The 14,787-nt window shown below is 69.6% G+C and carries 13 protein-coding genes; 12 read left to right on the top strand and 1 reads right to left on the bottom strand.

What is annotated here, in order from left to right; all coding sequences use genetic code 11:
* The first annotated feature begins 156 nt into the window (after positions 1–156).
* On the top strand, positions 157–765 hold the full coding sequence (locus ACFFRH_RS29000) for a DivIVA domain-containing protein (RefSeq protein WP_344745452.1): 609 nt from the start codon (positions 157–159) through the stop codon (positions 763–765).
* Positions 766–975: 210 nt separating this feature from the next.
* Here the strand turns inward: ACFFRH_RS29000 and ACFFRH_RS28995 are convergent, their stop codons facing one another.
* The gene (locus ACFFRH_RS28995; RefSeq protein ID WP_344745451.1) at positions 976–1,470 is read right to left on the bottom strand and encodes an Lrp/AsnC family transcriptional regulator; all 495 of its coding nucleotides are present in this window, start codon (positions 1,468–1,470) and stop codon (positions 976–978) included.
* Between the two features lie 193 nt (positions 1,471–1,663).
* On the opposite strand from ACFFRH_RS28995, the gene ACFFRH_RS28990 reads away from it, so the two are divergent.
* The 11 genes from ACFFRH_RS28990 to ACFFRH_RS28940 all read left to right on the top strand — a co-directional run bounded on the left by ACFFRH_RS28990 (position 1,664) and on the right by ACFFRH_RS28940 (position 14,405).
* A complete protein-coding gene (locus ACFFRH_RS28990; protein ID WP_344745450.1) occupies positions 1,664–3,121 on the top strand; it encodes a gamma-aminobutyraldehyde dehydrogenase in 1,458 nt (485 codons plus the stop codon).
* 25 nt (positions 3,122–3,146) lie between these two features.
* A complete protein-coding gene (locus tag ACFFRH_RS28985) occupies positions 3,147–4,292 on the top strand; it encodes an ABC transporter ATP-binding protein (RefSeq protein WP_344745449.1) in 1,146 nt (381 codons plus the stop codon).
* Positions 4,293–4,335: 43 nt separating this feature from the next.
* Positions 4,336–5,544: a polyamine ABC transporter substrate-binding protein gene (locus ACFFRH_RS28980; RefSeq protein ID WP_386160942.1), complete on the top strand. Its 1,209-nt coding sequence runs from the start codon at positions 4,336–4,338 to the stop codon at positions 5,542–5,544.
* A 42-nt stretch (positions 5,545–5,586) separates the two neighbouring features.
* A complete protein-coding gene (locus ACFFRH_RS28975) occupies positions 5,587–6,438 on the top strand; it encodes an ABC transporter permease (RefSeq protein ID WP_386160941.1) in 852 nt (283 codons plus the stop codon).
* Complete coding sequence (locus ACFFRH_RS28970; protein ID WP_344745447.1) at positions 6,435–7,286, top strand: ABC transporter permease; 852 nt, start codon at positions 6,435–6,437, stop codon at positions 7,284–7,286. The genes ACFFRH_RS28975 and ACFFRH_RS28970 overlap by 4 nt, the downstream gene beginning before the upstream one ends.
* 260 nt (positions 7,287–7,546) lie before the next feature.
* Positions 7,547–8,941, top strand: coding sequence for an NAD(P)/FAD-dependent oxidoreductase (locus ACFFRH_RS28965; RefSeq protein ID WP_386160962.1), 1,395 nt, complete (start codon positions 7,547–7,549; stop codon positions 8,939–8,941).
* Between the two features lie 304 nt (positions 8,942–9,245).
* Positions 9,246–10,133, top strand: coding sequence for an alpha/beta hydrolase (locus ACFFRH_RS28960; protein ID WP_386160940.1), 888 nt, complete (start codon positions 9,246–9,248; stop codon positions 10,131–10,133).
* Between the two features lie 5 nt (positions 10,134–10,138).
* Positions 10,139–11,215: an N-acetylglucosamine kinase gene (locus ACFFRH_RS28955; protein ID WP_386160939.1), complete on the top strand. Its 1,077-nt coding sequence runs from the start codon at positions 10,139–10,141 to the stop codon at positions 11,213–11,215.
* A 384-nt stretch (positions 11,216–11,599) separates the two neighbouring features.
* Complete coding sequence (locus ACFFRH_RS28950) at positions 11,600–12,766, top strand: DUF418 domain-containing protein (protein WP_386160938.1); 1,167 nt, start codon at positions 11,600–11,602, stop codon at positions 12,764–12,766.
* Between the two features lie 8 nt (positions 12,767–12,774).
* On the top strand, positions 12,775–13,107 hold the full coding sequence (locus tag ACFFRH_RS28945) for a hypothetical protein (protein ID WP_344745443.1): 333 nt from the start codon (positions 12,775–12,777) through the stop codon (positions 13,105–13,107).
* Positions 13,108–13,175: 68 nt separating this feature from the next.
* Positions 13,176–14,405 (top strand): cation:proton antiporter, encoded by a 1,230-nt coding sequence (locus ACFFRH_RS28940; protein ID WP_344745442.1) that lies wholly within the window; start codon positions 13,176–13,178, stop codon positions 14,403–14,405.
* Positions 14,406–14,787 lie beyond the last annotated feature (382 nt).

The following is a 14,787-nucleotide window of genomic DNA, read 5'->3' as shown; positions in this document are numbered from 1 at the left end:
CGGTCGCCATTCGTCGCCGCGGGACCCCGGCCTCGACGCCCCTTGGCACACCAGGCTTCGCGCCCGCCTCCGACGTCTCGCTTTCATCCGGTTATTTCCTCCAGAATGGATACATCGGGTAAAGACCCTGTCAGGGAGACGCGAAAGGACGCGGGTTTGAACCGCTTTCCACGGGTTCTCGGGATTCGCCTGGGATACGACACGGACCAGGTGGACCTGCTGGTCCGCCGGATCGAGGCGACCCTCGGCAGGGGCGCCCCGGAAGGTGAGCCGGTCACCGCGGACGAGATCCGCGACGCCCGGTTCCGCGTCAGGCTCGGCGGCTACAACGAGGTCGCCGTCGACTTCGCGCTGGAGGCCTTCATCGTGGCGATCGAGACCCGGCCCACCGGCGCGGACGGGCGCCCGGTCGTCCCCGCCCGCCGTGCCGCCCCCGAGGAGCCCGGGCAGGGGGCGCGGGAGAAGCGGGACGACGACGAGGACCGCGCCGCCCGGGTCGAGCGGGTCGCCTTCCGGCCGGGACGGCTCGGCATGGGCTACGACGAGGACGAGGTCGACGCCTTCCTCGACCGGATCGTGGCCACCCTGCGCGGCACCACCGACACGCCTCTCACCCCCGGCGACGTGCGCGAGGCGAGGTTCGCCACGGTGATGCTGAGGCCGGGGTACGCGATCGGCGAGGTCGACGAGTTCCTCGAGGAGCTCGCGGGCGCCCTGGAGCCGGAGCCCCACCCGGCCGGCGACGACACCCCTCGTGACCTCTAGCGACCCCCGTCACCTCTGGCGACCGCCCGTCACCTCTGGCGACCCCTCGTGACCTCTGGTGGCACGCCTCTCGTGGCCCGTCGCGGGACGCCTCCCCGTACGCCTCCCGCGACCTGCGGCGGGAGGGCCGCACGCCTCGTGCGCCTCTCGCGAAACCGGTGCGTCAGCGGCGGCCGGACGCGGAGGCGCCGGAGCGCGCGCCGGGACCCGTCAGCGGGTACCCCAGGAGTAGGTCTGTTTGTGGAGCTTGAGATAGACGAAGGTCTCGGTGGCGCGCACGGTGGGGATGGCCCGGATCTTGCCGAGGATCTCCAGGAGATGCTGGTCGCTCTCGCAGACGACCTCGACCATGATGTCCAGCGACCCGGCGGTCAGCACGACGTAGTCGATCTCCCTGATGGCCGACAGCTCGTCGGCCACCGTCTCCAGGTCGCCCTCGCACTTGATGCCGATCATGGCCTGGCGGGGGAAGCCCAGGGTGAGCGGGTCGGTCACCGCGACGATCTGCATCACCCCGGCGTCGAGCAGGCGCTGGACCCGCTGGCGCACGGCGGCCTCGGAGAGCCCCACCGCCTTGCCGATCGCGGCGTACGGCTTGCGCCCGTCCGTCTGCAGTTGCTCGATGATCTGCTTGGAGATCTCGTCGAGGACGACGGGGCCGTTCCTGGCGTCGTTCTCACGGCGAACCTTGGGCGGCGTCGTCATGGGCGCTCCCTGGCGTCATGTTGCGGGGCTGTTGCCGTCATGTTGCGGCTCCGATGCGACATGCTGTCAGTTCCGGCGCCTCTGTCAAGCGATTTCGTAGCAATTTGGTATCTTAACAACGAAATCCCTTGTCGTGAGGCTGTCGCTCTGTAAGAGTCGCGACAACTCAGCCCCGATCCTTAGGAGGCCGACGGTGACCACCCCGGTTGAGACCAGCGAATTCCCCCGCCTGCGAAATTACATCGGCGGCGAACTCGCGGAGGCCAAGAGCGGCCGGTTCTCCGACGTCATCGATCCGTGCACGGGCGAGATCTACCTTAAGGCCCCGGTGTCGGGTGCCGAGGACGTGGACGCGGCCTATGCCGCGGCCGCGGCCGCGTTCGAGTCGTGGAGCCAGGCCACCCCGGGTGAGCGCGCCAACCTCCTCCTCAAGGTGGCCGACGCGATCGACGCGCGGGCCGGGGAGCTGAACGAGGCCGAGTGCCGCAACACCGGCAAGCCGCGCGCCCGGATGGCCGAGGACGAGACCCCGATCGCGGCCGACCACTTCCGCTTCTTCGCGGGGGCCGCGCGCACGCTGGAGGGCCCGACGTCGGGCGAGTTCCTCGCCGACCACACCTCCGTCATCCGGCACGAGCCGATCGGCGTGGTGGGCCAGGTCACCCCCTGGAACTACCCGATGATGATGGCGGTCTGGAAGATCGCCCCGGCGCTCGCCGCGGGCAACACCGTCGTGCTCAAGCCCTCGGACACCACCCCCGTCTCCACGGTCAAGCTGGCCGAGATCCTCGGCGAGGTCCTGCCGAAGGGCGTCTTCAACGTCGTCGTCGGCGACCGGGAGACCGGCGCGCTGGTCGTCGGCCACCCGACCGCGTCGATGGTCGCGATCACCGGTTCGGTCGGCGCGGGAATGGCCGTGGCCAGGAGCGCCGCCGAGGACCTCAAGCGGGTGCACCTGGAGCTGGGCGGCAAGGCGCCGGTCGTCGTGTTCGACGACGTCAGGGACCTCAAGGCCGCCGCGGAGTCCATCGCCACCGCGGGCCTGTACAACGCCGGCCAGGACTGCACCGCGGCCTGCCGCGTGCTCGTCCACGAGGACGTCCACGACGAGTTCGTGGCCGCGCTCACCGAGGCGGCGGCGAGCACCGTCACCGGCGACCTCTCCGACGAGGACGCCCTGTACGGCCCGCTCAACAACGCCGACCAGCTGGCCCGCGTCACCGGCTTCCTCGACCGGGTCCCCGGTCACGCCAAGGTCCTCACCGGCGGCAACCGGATCGGCGACCGGGGCTACTTCTTCGCCCCCACCGTCGTCGACGGCCTCAGGCAGGACGACGAGATGGTGCAGAACGAGGTGTTCGGGCCGGTGATCACCGTCCAGACCTTCTCCGACGAGGCCGACGCGCTCGCCAAGGCCAACGGCGTCAAGTACGGCCTCTCCGGCTCGGTGTGGACCTCCGACCACGGCCGGGCGATGCGGGTGTCGAACCGTCTCGACTTCGGCGTGGTGTGGGTCAACACCCACATCCCGTTCGTCTCGGAGATGCCGCACGGAGGCTTCAAGCACTCCGGCTACGGCAAGGATCTGTCCGTCTTCGGGCTGCACGACTACATGCGCGTCAAGCACGTCATGCACTACATCGGCGAATAGCCGCGAACAGAGGGATAAGCCTGGAATGACCGATATCCAGGCGGGCACGGAGACGGCCGACACCGTCTCCCGCCCGCCCCACGTACCCGCAATCGAACTTGACGGGGTCGTCAAGGAGTACGTCTCCCACGGCGAGGTCGTCCAGGCGGTCAAGGGGGTCACCCTGTCGATCGCCGAGGGGGAGTTCTTCTCGCTCCTCGGCCCCTCGGGGTGCGGCAAGACCACCACCATGCGCATGATCGCCGGCTTCGAGGACCCCTCGCGCGGCACCGTGCGGCTGCACGGTCAGGACGTCACCGACGTCCCCCCCAACAAGCGCGACGTCAACATGGTCTTCCAGTCGTACGCCCTCTTCCCGCACATGAACGTCTGGGAGAACGTCGCGTTCGGCCTCCGGCGCAAGAAGGTGGCCGACACCGAGATCAAGCGCCGGGTCGGGGAGATCCTGGAGATCGTCGATCTCACCGGGCGGGAGAAACGCCGCCCCCGGGAGATGTCCGGAGGCCAGCAGCAGCGGGTCGCCCTAGCCCGCGCCCTGGTCAACAACCCCCGCGCGCTCCTGCTGGACGAGCCGCTCGGCGCCCTGGACCTCAAGCTCCGCCAGGCCATGCAGATCGAGCTCAAGCGCATCCAGCGCGAGGTCGGCATCACCTTCGTGTACGTCACCCACGACCAGAGCGAGGCGCTCACGATGAGTGACCGCATCGCCGTCATGAGCGACGGTCAGGTGGAGCAACTCGGCAGCCCCAGAGAGATCTACGAGCGGCCCGCGACTGCTTTCGTGGCCGGGTTCATCGGGACGTCCAACCTGCTCAGCGGCACTGTCGACCATTTCCAGTCCGGCTTCGCGGTGCTTAAGCTGGGGGATGACGACCACGTCCTCGCCGAGGGCGGATCGTTCCGTGCCGGGGAACCGATCGCGATCACGGTACGCCCGGAGAAGATCAGGATTACCACGGAAGAGCCCACCGGAGATCTCAGCATAGTGCGAGGCGCCGTCTCAGAGGTGGTCTATCTGGGGCTTTACACCAGTTACACGGTCTCTCTGGCCCACGGCGCGGAGGTGACCGTCTTCCAGCAGAACGCACTCGACAGCGCGAGCACGGCGGAACGTGGAGACGCCGTCTGGCTGTCGTGGCTGCCGCACCACTCGTACGCGATCGGAAGTTGAGCTCGACATGGACCCCCGCACGAACCCCGCCTTTCTGCGAGGCATGACGCAGAGCCGCTCCGTCACGCGACGTGACGCCCTCCGACTCGGCGGGCTCTCGGCCGCCGGTCTCGCCCTCGCCGCCTGCGGCGTGCAGGGCAAGAAGGTGGCGGCGGTCCCCCCCAGGGACGCCGTCGCCGAGTACTGGGGCTCCAAGAAGAAGAACGGCACGCTGCGCTTCGCCAACTGGCCGCTCTACATCGACAAGGACGGCCAGCGCTACCCCTCGCTGGAGCTGTTCACCGCCGACACCGGCATCAAGGTGGAGTACCAGGAGGCCATCCAGGACAACAGCACGTTCTTCGGCAAGGTCCAGCCGCTGCTCGCCGCCAACAACGACATCGGCTACGACCTGATGGTGCTGACCAACGGCCTCCAGCTGAGCAAGGCCATCGCGCTGGGCTACCTCGTCCCCCTCGACCACTCCAAGCTGCCGAACTTCGCGGCCAACGCGAGCTCCGCGGTGAAGAACCCCACCTGGGACCCCAACAACGCCCACACGATCCCGTGGACGGTCGGCGTCACCGGCATCGCCTACAACCCCAAGTACGTGGACGAGGTCAAGAGCATCCAGGACCTCTGGAACCCCAAGTACAAGGGCAAGGTCGGCATGATGCTCGACACCCAGGAGGTCGCCAACTTCGGCATGTTCGCCCTGGGCATCGACCCCGACAAGTCCACCGAGGCCGACTGGAAGAAGGCCGGGGAGAAGCTCAAGGAGCAGCGCGACGCGGGTCTCGTGCGCAAGTACTACGAGAACGACTACGTCGACGCCCTCGCCAGAGGCGACATCTGGATCACCATGGCCTGGTCGGGCGACATCTTCCAGCAGGTCGCCGAGGGCAAGGACCTGAGGTTCGTGGTGCCCGACGAGGGCGGCACGATCTGGACCGACAACATGTGCATCCCCAAGACCGCGCAGAACCCGGTCGACGCGCTCACCCTGATGGACTACGTCTACCAGCCCAAGATCGCCACGATGCTGGTCGAGTACATCAACTTCATCACGCCGGTCTCCTCCGCCAAGGACCTCGTCCTCGCCGACGCGGCCAAGGCCAAGGGCGACGAGAAGAAGGCGCTGGAGCAGATCGCCGAGAGCCCGCTGATCTTCCCCTCCGAGGAGGACATGGCCAAGCTGAGGTCGTACAAGACGCTGACCTCCGCGGAGGAGAAGGTCTTCGAGGACATCTTCCAGCCGGTCACGCAGGGCTAGGCGGATGAGAGAGCGACTCGGACGGGAAGGGGCCAGCGGCCGGTGAAGCGCCTCGCCCCCTACCTGCTCATCCTGCCCGGCGGACTCTGGCTCGCGATCTTCCTGGTGGTGCCGATGGTCTTCATGGCCTCGGTCTCCACCCAGGAGGGCAACGTGGTCGACGGATTCGTCCAGACGTTCAACTTCTCGGTGTACGGCGACGCCCTGGCGCAGTACCAGACGCAGTTCCTGCGCTCGGCGGGGTACGGCCTGGCCGCGACCGTGATCTCCATCGCGCTCGCCTACCCGATGGCCTACTGGATCGCCTTCAAGGGCGGCAGCCGCAAGTCCACCTACCTGCTGCTGGTGCTGCTGCCGTTCTTCGTGTCGTTCGTGCTGCGCACGGTGTCGTGGAGGTTCCTGCTCGCCGACGACGGCATGCTGCTGGGGCCGCTGAAGTCGGCCGGGCTGCTGCCCGAGGACTTCCACGTGCTGCAGACGACGTTCGCGGTGATCGGCGGGCTGGTCTACAACTACCTGCCGTTCATGATCCTGCCGATCTACGTCGCGCTGGAGCGGGTGGACCCCAAGGTGGTCGAGGCCGCCCAGGACCTCTACGCGGCGAGGCGCGAGGCGTTCACCAAGATCGTGCTGCCGCTCTCGCTGCCGGGCGTGTTCGCCGGGGTGCTGATGACGTTCGTCCCGATGACCGCCGACTACGTCAACGCGGGCATCCTCGGCGGCCCGGAGAACACGATGATCGGCAACATCATCCAGACCGAGTATCTGGTCAACAACGACTACCCGACCGCCGCCGCGCTGTCGTTCACGCTGATGGCGGCGATGCTGGTCGGCATCTTCGCCTACGCCAGGGCGCTCGGCACCGAGAACGTCCTGGAGGCGGCGGCCCGATGAGCGGCACCATCGACGTCACGGAGGCCCCGGTGGCGGACGCGCCCGCCGGGCGGAGGTCCCCGCGCAGAGGCAGGCGGCTGGGCGACCGGCTGCTCTTCGGCTACGTGTGGCTGATCCTGATCTGGCTGTTCCTGCCGATCGCCGTCATGATCGTGTTCGGTTTCAACGACACCCAGAGCAAGTCGAACGTGACCTGGCAGGGCTTCACCCTCAAGTGGTGGGGCCGCCTGGACGAGTACCCCCAGCTGCTCGACGCGGTGTCCAACTCCCTCAAGATCGCCCTGCTCGCCACGGTGATCACGACGCTGCTCGGCACGCTCATGGGCCTCGCCCTGGGCCGTTACCGGTTCCGCGGGCAGGGCGCCACCAACCTGGTGATGTTCGCCGCGATCGCCTCGCCCGAGCTGGTCATGGGCGCCTCGCTGCTGTCGCTGTTCATCAGCGTCGGCGTGCAGACCGGCTTCGAGACCGTGGTCGTCGCGCACGTGCTGTTCTCGCTCTCCTTCGTGGCGATCACCGTACGGGCCCGGGTGATCGGGCTCGACCGGTCGATCGAGGAGGCGGCGCGCGACCTCGGCGCGTCCACCTGGATCACGTTCTGGCGGATCACCTTCCCGATGATCCTGCCCGGCGTCGTCTCGGGCGCGCTGCTCGCCTTCGCCCTCTCCATCGACGACTTCGTGATCACCCAGTTCACCAGCGGAGCCACCCAGACGTTCCCGCTGTGGATCTGGGGCGCCACCCGTATCGGGGTGCCGCCTCAGGTCAACATCCTCGGAACGCTTATATTCGCGGTAGGCGTCGCCATCGCCGTGGTCAACACGGTCACCGCGCGCCGCCGCACCTAGTCGCCGCCGAGCCCCGTGCCCTCACCGGGTGGCACGGGGCTTCGGTGTATCCGGGTTCCCGATTCCGGGTCCCCGGATCCCCGGCGGCGAGGGCCGCGGCGGACAATATCCCGGCAGAGAACAGATTCCTGACAAAGAGCAGATTCCCGGCAGAGAACAGGGAGGCGAGATCGGACCCAGGCGGGGGGAACCCGCGCGTGATCTCCATGACCACGCGATACACACAAAGACAACCTGACTCACGTAGGGAAGTGAGATTTGTGGATCCGCTGAAGGCTCTTGCTGACGCGGAGCGCAAGCCGTACTGGCTCGACAGTCCGGCGAAACCCGAGCCGCTGGCGCGGCTCTTCGGCGAGACCGGCGCCGATCTGGCGGTGGTCGGCGGCGGCTTCTCGGGGCTCTGGACCGCCCTGATGGCGAAGGAACGCGACCCCTCGCTCGACGTCGTCCTCCTTGAGGGACGCAGGGTCGGCTGGGCGGCGTCCGGCCGCAACGGCGGCTTCGCGATGGCCACGCTGACCCACGGCATCGCCAACGGGCTGGAGCGCTGGCCCGAGGAGATCTCCACGCTCGAACGCCTCGGTCTCGACAACCTTGACGAGATCGGCGAGGCGGTCGCGGGGTACGGCATCGACTGCGGCTACGAGCGCACCGGCGAGCTGCACGTGGCCACCGAGCCGTGGCAGCTGGAGGAGATGAACCGCAACGTCGGCGTCGCCCGCGACCTGGGCGCCCGCTTCGACGTCCTCGACACCGAACAGGTGCGGGCGGAGGTGAACTCGCCCACGTACATCGGGGGCCACTGGGAGCGCGACGGCTGCGCCATGCTCGACCCCGCCCGGTTGGCCTGGGGGCTCCGGCAGGCCTGCCTCTCGCTGGGCGTGCGCATCTACGAGCGCACGCCGGTACGCACGATGAGGGACACCCCGACGAGCCTGGACCTGATCACCCCGCACGGCAGCGTGAGGGCGCGCAAGGTCGCCCTCGGCACGGGCGTGTTCCAGCCGCTGCTACGGCGGCTGAAGCACTTCCTGGTGCCGGTCTACGACTACGCGCTGATGACCGAGCCGCTCTCGGCCGGCCAGCTGGCCTCGGTGGGCTGGCACAACCGGCAGGGGGTCGGCGACGCGGCCAACCAGTTCCACTACTACCGGCTGACCGAGGACAACCGGATCCTGTGGGGCGGCTACGACGCGGTCTACTACAACGGCGGCATGATCAAGCCCGAGTACGAGCAGCGCGACGAGACCTTCGTCAAGCTGGCGGAACACTTCTCCACCACGTTCCCCCAGCTCTCCGGGCTGCGCTTCACCCACAGGTGGGGCGGCGTCATCGACACCTGCAGCCGGTTCAGCGCCTTCTACGGCCGGTCGCACGGCGGGCGCCTCGCCTACGCGGCCGGATACACCGGCATGGGCGTCGGCGCGACCCGGTTCGGGGCGAACGTCATGCTCGACCTGCTCGCCGGAGAGCGGACCGAGCGGACCGAGCTCCGGATGGTCAAGGAGAAGCCCGTCCCGTTCCCGCCCGAGCCGGTCCGCTCGGCCGGGATCCAGATGACCCGCTGGTCGATCGCCCAGGCCGACCTGCACCAGGGGCGCCGCAACCTCTGGCTGCGGACCCTGGACCGGATGGGCCTCGGCTTCGACTCCTGAGGTTCGTGGGGTTCCTGGGGCTTCTGGAATTCCCGGGGTTTTCCGAGGTTCCTGAGAGCCGTCCCCGTCCCTGTCTCCGTCTCCGCTTCCGCTCCCGGCTCAGGCCGGACGAGCGGGGCGGGGACGGCGATGGACGGCGGAGGACGGCCGGGGACGACGAGGGACTTCAGGGGACTTTTGGGGATTTCAGGAGACTTCTGGGGACGAGGTGGAGCCGACAGGGACCGTGAGGGGCTCCAGGGGACGCCGGGGCCGGCAGGGGAGGCCGCTGGCTTCCGTCGCGCGGGCCGTACAGACTTGGAGCATGTCCGAAAAGGTGAAGTTCACCGCCGGAGGGATCACCCTCGTCGGCGACCTGCGGATTCCGGCGGCGCCGGGCCCGCACCCCGCCCTGGTCCTCACGGGCCCGTTCACCGGCACCCGCGACCAGGTCACCGGCCTGTACGCCGCCCGGCTGGCCGAGGCGGGATACGCGACTCTCGCCTTCGACCACCGCAACTGGGGGGAGTCGGGCGGGGAGCCGCGCAACCACGAGGACGCCCAGGGCAAGCTGGAGGACCTGCGGGCCGCGGTCTCGCTGCTGCGCTCGCGTCCCGAGGTGGACGGCGGCAGGATCGGCGCGGTCGGGATCTGCCTCGGCGGGGGCTACGCGCTCAAGTTCACCGCGTTCGACCCCCGGGTGAAGGCGTTCGCGGGCATCGCGGGGGCCTACAACAACCCCTACGGCATGCGCGCCGGGATGTCACCCTCGGGATACCAGGAGGCGCTGGCCTCCTTCACAGAGGTGCTGGAGCGCCAGGACGGGGGTGGTGAGGTGGAGTACCTGCCCGTGGTGGCCGAGGAGGGGGAGGCGGCGATGCCGGGCGACGAGCCGTTCGCCTACTACGGCACCTCCAGGGGCGCCTCGGAGCACTGGCGCAACGAGGTCACCCGGGCCTCCGTCCGGGAGCTGATCACCGTGGACAACATGACGGGCGCCGACTTCCTGTCGCCCAAGCCCGGCCTGATCGTGCACGGCGTGGTCGACCGCTTCTGCTCGCCCGAGGGCGCCGAGGAGGCGTACCGGCGGATGGACGAGCCCAAGAGGCTCGTCTGGCTGGACGCCAAGCTGCACATCGACCTCTACGACACCGAACCGCACGTCACCCGGGCGGTCGAGGCCGTCACCGCGTTCTTCGGCGAGCACCTCTGAACGCGATGTACGTCCTCGGGCTGGACGTCGGCGGGACCTCCTCGCGGGCCCTCCTGCTCGACGCCTCGGGGCGGCGGGCCGGGTACGGGAAGGCGCCGGGCGGCAACCCCGCGGCCCACGGCAACGCCGTCGCGGTGGCCAACATCGGCCTGGCGCTGGAGCTCGCCCTGCGCGGGATCGATCCTGGCCTGGTGGCCGGGGCGGTCATCGGGCTGGCGGGCGGCGGGGCGCTGGACCGGCTGGTGTTCGACCCCATGTGGGCCGCCGCGGGCCTGCGCGTCCCGCCCCGGCTCACCGGCGACCTGGGCATCGCCTTCGCCGCCGGTACGGCGGAGCCGCGCGGCACCGCGCTCATCGCCGGGACCGGGGCGATCGCCGCCAGGATCGAGGACGGCGAGCCGGTGATGATCGCCGACGGGCTCGGCTGGCTGCTGGGCGACCAGGGCTCCGGGTTCTGGCTGGGCAGGGAGGCGGCCGGCTCCGCCGCCCGCGCCCTCAGCCGGGGCGACGCGGGCGGCAGGCTCACCCGCCTCGTCACGGGCGCCCTCCTGGAGGAGGAGATCCCCGGGACGGGGATCGGCGAGATGGGGACCGGTACGACGGGTTCGGCGGATTTGGCAGGTTCGACGGGCTCGGTGGGTGCGGTGGATTCGGCGGGTTCGGGTGGTTCGGGGGGCTCGGGGGGTTCGGTGGAGGAGATGCGGGCGCTGGCGATCAGGCTGGTGGTCCGCGCGCAGTCGCGGCCCCCGCTGGAGCTGGCCCGGCTCGCCCCGCTCGTCAGCCGGGCGGCGGCCGAGGGTGACCCGGCCGCCCTGAAGATCGTGTCCACCGCGGCGCGGCTGCTCTGCGAGACGGTGGCCGAGGTCCGCCAGGCGGGCGAGACGAGCCCGATCGTGCTGGCCGGGAGCGTGGTGACCAGCGAGGGACCGATCGCCTCCGCGGTACGGGAGAGGCTGGGGCCCTCGACGGTCCTCGCGGGCGACGGGGCGGGGGCGGCGGCGTGGCTGGCGGGCCGGAAGGCGTTCGGCTGGGACCCGGCGACCGCCGCCCGGCTCCACGCCCGCATCGTCTCCGGGGGCTGACCGGGGTCCATGGGCTGACCGGGCTCCGGGGGCTGACCGGGGTCCGGGAACCAGTCGGGCTCCAGGAACCACTTGGGCTCCAGGGGCCGGCCGGGCTCCGTTTCCGCGACCGGTCCGGTTTTCTCCCGGCTTCCGGTTCCCGGTTCCCGGTTCCCGGGTTTCGGCTTCCGGCGGTGGTCGCGGTCACCCCCGGCGCTCCCACGTCGTGCGGTCCGGGCGGGGGCTGCCATTCGGATGGCTGGATGGTCTGTGCGCCCTGTGCGGGCTGTGCGGTTCGATCGGTCCGGTGGGCCGGAATCCGGTCCCGGTACATACATCGATGTACGTCCCGGATGGGCCTGCGTGACGATGTCCGCGGGCCCGCCGGACGGGATCGTGGAAGGCGTGACAACTCGCCGCATAGAAGTGCTCGACCTGCTCAGGGGGATCGCCATCGTCGGCACCCTGGGCACGAACATCTGGATCTTCACCGATCCCGGCGGCCCCGCCGACGTCGTCAAGGCGCTGGGCCAGCCGGGAACCGTGGAGACCTTCCTCCGCTTTCTCACCAACGGCAAGTTCCTCGCGCTGCTCACCCTGCTCTTCGGGGTCGGGCTCGAACTCCAGTACCGCTCGGCCGCGCGCCGTGGCGTGCCGTGGCCCGGCTGGTACCTGTGGCGGGCCGGGCTGCTGTTCGTCGAGGGGCTGATCCACTACCTGCTGATCTTCGAGTTCGACGTGCTGATGGGCTACGCGCTGACCTCGATCATCGTGGCGTACCTGATCGGCAGGAGCGACCGCGCGGTCAAGGCGTGGATGATCACCGTCGGGGCGGTGTTCGTCGTGCTGATCGGCCTGCTCACCCTCGGCATGCTCGCCGGCCAGGCGAGTACGGGCGGGGCGTCGGAGCCCTCCACGCTCTTCACCGACGGCACCTACCCGCAGCAGGTCGCCGCCCGGATCGAGATGATCGGCCTCTACCGGATCGAGATCGTCCTCATCGTCCCGATGGGCATCGTGCTGTTCCTGCTCGGCTCCCGGCTGATGCGCGCCGGGGTGTTCGAGGACTCGGCGCGGGGCACCGCGTTGCGCCGGAAGCTCATGGTCGTCGGGCTCGCCGTGGCCCTGCCGCTCAACCTGCTCACCGCCTTCGCCGGTCCCGGCTGGTTCCTGGTGGACCGGTACCTGCTGCCCCCGCTGGTGGCGCTGGGCCTGCTCGGCCTCGTCGCGACCCTCGCGCGGCGGGCGACCGGCGCCCCCGGCGTGCTGAGGCGAGGGCTGACCAACGTCGGCCGTACCGCCCTGAGCTCCTACATCTTCCAGAACCTGGTCGCGTCGGTGCTCTGCTACGGCTGGGGGCTCGGCCTGGCCGCGTCGCTCGACGGCCTGCGGCCGTGGTGGGTCGTGGCGGCCTGGGCGGGCATCTGCGCGCTCTTCATGACGCTGTCCACGCTGTGGCTGCGGCGCTTCGAACGCGGTCCCGTCGAGACGCTCTGGCAGTGGGCGTACCTGGTGCCGCAGGGGCGCTCGAAGCGTTCTGATAAAATGGTAGAAGTTTCCACCAAACGTTAGGGCACGGTTTGTCGCGGAGGGTCGCCGGTACGGTCGCGGCCCTTCTGCTTTCCCTGATCGCCCTCGTGTACGCCCCGCTGCCGGGGCCCGCCCATCATCCCGCCGTCCCCGGCGCCGCGATCACGCTGGCCAGCGGGGTCGGCTTCGCTCCCGCCACCCCCCACGCGCCGGTCTGCGACCTGTGCCCGCCCGGCCCGGGTCTCGCTCCGCCCGGCCCGTCGGCGAGGGTCGCGCCGCTGCCCGCCTGGCCGGTCCCGGCCACGCACACCCTGTACGACGACAGCTCGCCCCGAGCGCCTCCGTCAAGCGATCAGCAGAGGTTCCCGCCCGAGATCGTTTGACGGAGGTTTTTCCATGTTCCACGAATATGTGTTCGCCATGCCCGCGGTCGTCCTCGGGGGAGGGCCGTATGGCACTGGGTGACGCTCTCGTCGCGCTCGGCGGCTCCTTCCTCGCCGCCGGGATCATCGCCAGGCTCGGCACCCGGATAGGGCTGCCGACCATCCCCCTGTTCATGCTGGCGGGCATCATCTTCGGCCCGCACACGCCCGGTCTCGCCCTCGTGGAGAACCCGGCGGACCTGAAGGTCATCGCCGCGCTCGGCCTGATCTTCCTGCTGTTCTACCTCGGCCTGGAGTTCTCCCTCGACGACCTGGTGGCGGGAGGCAGGCGCCTGGTGCTGGCCGGGGTCGGCTACATCGTGCTCAACGTCGGAGGCGGCCTGGCCTTCGGGTTCGCCGTGGGCTGGGGGACCAGGGAGGCGATGGTCCTGGCCGGGGTGATCGGCATCTCCTCCTCGGCGATCGTGACCAAGCTCCTGGTGGACATGGGACGCCTCGGCAACCCCGAGAGCCGCCTCATCCTCGGGATCATCGTCGTCGAGGACGTCTTCCTCGCGCTCTACCTCGCCGTGCTGCAGCCGGTCCTCAGCGGAGCCGACAGCTTCGGCGCCGCCGCGCTCTCCTTCGGCAAGGCGTTCGCCTTCCTGATCGTGCTGACCGCGCTGGCGCGGTGGGGTACGCGGTTCGTCAACAAGCTGGTCACCACCAGGGACGAGGAACTGCTGGTGGTGATGTTCACCGGCCTGGCGATCTTCACCGCGGGGATCGCCGAGGAACTGGGCGTCTCCGACGCCATCGGCGCCTTCATGATCGGGCTCATCCTGAGCTCCAGCAGGGCCGCCCCGCGCATCCGGCAGCTCGTCCACCCGCTCAGGGACGCCTTCGCCGCGCTGTTCTTCTTCGCCTTCGGCCTGTCCATCGAGCCGGGCGACATGCTCTCCGTGGCCTGGCCCATCGCGATCGCGGTGCTGGTCACGGTGGTGCTCAACGTCGCGGCCGGGGTGCTGGCGGCGAGGCTCAACGCGTTCGGCCGGGCCGAGGCGGTCAACATCTCGCTGACCGTGCTCTCACGCGGCGAGTTCGCCCTGGTCCTGGCGACCATGGCGCTGGCCGCCGGGCTGGACGGCAGGCTCGCCCCGTTCATCGCCGGGTACGTGCTCATCCTCGCCCTGCTGGGCCCGCTGGTCGCGAGCCGCTCCGAGCAGATCACCCGGCTGCTCCCCGGCAGGAGACGCGACGCCGAGGCGGCGGACCCGGCGGACCCGGCGGAGGCCGGGGAACGGGAACGGATCTCCTAGCACCTCGTTCCCCCTTCGTCGGAGGGCCTCCGTGCTCGACCATGCCGAGGAGGTGCCGCTCGCCCGTACGCGGCCCTCCTCGTATCCGCAAGTTGCGGACTCAACATGAAAGTTTCAAGCAGTGCTGTCTGGAAAATTTTCTCGGCCCGCTTGGGAAAAGCGTCCTGTAACAGCCTGGTCGTACCGGGTGCGGCGCCAACGGACCGACTTCTTGAAGCCGAAAGTTTCGTACTGATATTGACATGTTTCGGCTGCGTTTCCACACTATGTCTTCAAGGCGGTCGGCCCTACCTGATGTGGTGATCGGCGAGGGCCGCCGGTTATGACGCCATCGTGGTGCGCGCCTCCGGCCGGGGCGCGGCGTCGTCCGCCGGGTTCCCCG

It is taken from the genome of Streptosporangium vulgare (assembly GCF_042428775.1).
GTDB classification, from domain to species: domain Bacteria; phylum Actinomycetota; class Actinomycetes; order Streptosporangiales; family Streptosporangiaceae; genus Streptosporangium; species Streptosporangium vulgare.
This window is presented reverse-complemented; position numbering and strand designations above follow the sequence as displayed.

What these genes read in the sequence shown, in the direction of transcription:
- ACFFRH_RS28995 (WP_344745451.1), bottom strand. Translation starts at nt 1,470, where the DNA reads ATGACGACGCCGCCCAAGGTTCGCCGTGAGAACGACGCCAGGAACGGC.
- ACFFRH_RS28985 (WP_344745449.1), top strand. Translation starts at nt 3,147, where the DNA reads ATGACCGATATCCAGGCGGGCACGGAGACGGCCGACACCGTCTCCCGC.
- ACFFRH_RS28980 (WP_386160942.1), top strand. Translation starts at nt 4,336, where the DNA reads ATGACGCAGAGCCGCTCCGTCACGCGACGTGACGCCCTCCGACTCGGC.
- ACFFRH_RS28970 (WP_344745447.1), top strand. Translation starts at nt 6,435, where the DNA reads ATGAGCGGCACCATCGACGTCACGGAGGCCCCGGTGGCGGACGCGCCC.
- ACFFRH_RS28960 (WP_386160940.1), top strand. Translation starts at nt 9,246, where the DNA reads ATGTCCGAAAAGGTGAAGTTCACCGCCGGAGGGATCACCCTCGTCGGC.
- ACFFRH_RS28955 (WP_386160939.1), top strand. Translation starts at nt 10,139, where the DNA reads ATGTACGTCCTCGGGCTGGACGTCGGCGGGACCTCCTCGCGGGCCCTC.
- ACFFRH_RS28940 (WP_344745442.1), top strand. Translation starts at nt 13,176, where the DNA reads ATGGCACTGGGTGACGCTCTCGTCGCGCTCGGCGGCTCCTTCCTCGCC.